Here is a 1,722-nt window from a genome sequence, read left to right on the forward strand (position 1 = left end):
AGCGTGATTCACGCCACGGGTGAATTGCGCTCAAATAGGAGGAAATCAAGATGAGTGAACTAAGTACCACACAAACGGAATTAGTGGAAAAAACGAACGATTGTGAAATCAAACCTACAGCTATGGAGCTTATTTTAGAAAGAGCTTTAGAAAATGATGTCGATATGGATCGTCTCAAGCGTCTTCTTGAATTGCGAGAACAAGAGATAAAACGACAAGAGCGCCAAAACTTTGTCCGTGATCTTTCTACTATACAAGTGGAATATAAAAATATCGAACAAAATGCCATTAATACACATACTAAAAGCCTCTATACAACGCTTGATAAATATATTGATGCTATTAAAGAACCTCTTGCAAAACATCACTTTGCCTTGTTCTCTCGTATCAAAGACCAGCGTTCAAATGACATAACTGTAGAAATGACTTTAAAGCATATATCGGGCAATGAAATATCAACACAAGGAACATTTCCCATTGATGCTACGGGAAGCAAAAATAACACACAAGCGGTTGGTTCTACTATAAGCTACGCACGTCGATATCTCTTAGGCATGCTTCTTAATGTTGCAAGAAAAGAAGACGATACAGATGGAATAACACTTCTTGCGGGTATCTCTTCTGAACAGATGAATGAAATCAAAGAATTAATTAAAAAAACACAATCTGAAGAAAGTAGGCTTCTCTCTTTCATAGGAGTAAAAAATCTAAAAGATATGTCTTTTAAACAAGCACAAACCGCTTTGTTTTCTTTGAAAAAAAAGCAACGAAAGCAAATGAATAAAGCACAACAAGAGCAATTAGATGCACCTATACAAGATATCGAATATGCGCCAACTCAACAAGAAACGGCGGTGTGAAATGGAACAAAGGACAGCAGAGTGGTTTCAAGCGCGCTTGGGTAAAGTCACTGCATCTAATGTCTACAGCGTACTCAGTAAGACAGCNGCCAACTCAACAAGAAACGGCGGTGTGAAATGGAACAAAGGACAGCAGAGTGGTTTCAAGCGCGCTTGGGTAAAGTCACTGCATCTAATGTCTACAGCGTACTCAGTAAGACAGCAAAAGGTTTTCCTACAAGCAAATATGAAGACTACAAAACGAAACTCATGACAGAACGCTTAATAGAGGAAATAAGCCAATCTTATACAACACCTGCTANTAAAGGCTTGCCTACCAGCAAATATGAAGACTACAAAACGAAACTCATGACAGAACGCTTAATAGAGGAAATAAGCCAATCTTATACAACACCTGCTATGCAATGGGGTATCGAACATGAAGAAGATGCCTTAAGAGAATATGAATTCATTTATGACGCAGAAGTCACAAGATGCGGGTTTATCCCACACCCCAAAATGGAAATGGCGGGGGCTAGTCCTGATGGGTTGATTGGAGAGGACGGTTTAATAGAAGTCAAATGTCCACAATCAACCACGCATTTGCGTTTTTTTATTTATGACGAAATCAAGCCTGAATATATCGCACAGATGCAATTCCAAATGGCATGCACTGGACGCAAATGGTGTGATTTCATGAGCTATAATCCAAACTTTGTAGGCAAATCTACTGGTTTGAGAATGAAAATCAAACGCGTCCTCCGTGATGAGAAACACATTGAAGAGATCAATAAAGCGGTCGAAATCTTTTTAGGGGAAATAGAACAAGAGATGCAAAAGATTTTGGCAAAAGCTGCTTAAACCTATGGGGGTGCTCTCTCCT

Annotated in this window: 2 protein-coding genes; both read left to right on the forward strand. The window is 39.1% G+C overall.

All coding sequences use genetic code 11. The annotated features are described in order from the left end of the window. Positions 1–50 precede the first annotated feature (50 nt). Complete coding sequence (locus ACFIMK_RS02970; protein ID WP_375638898.1) at positions 51–860, forward strand: ERF family protein; 810 nt, start codon at positions 51–53, stop codon at positions 858–860. A 117-nt stretch (positions 861–977) separates the two neighbouring features. Beyond that, complete coding sequence (locus ACFIMK_RS02975; protein WP_375693517.1) at positions 978–1,700, forward strand: lambda exonuclease family protein; 723 nt, start codon at positions 978–980, stop codon at positions 1,698–1,700. The last annotated feature ends 22 nt before the right edge of the window (positions 1,701–1,722 follow it).

Origin of the sequence: Bartonella sp. AP280QHHD (assembly GCF_042196125.1) — a bacterium.
GTDB lineage: Bacteria > Pseudomonadota > Alphaproteobacteria > Rhizobiales > Rhizobiaceae > Bartonella.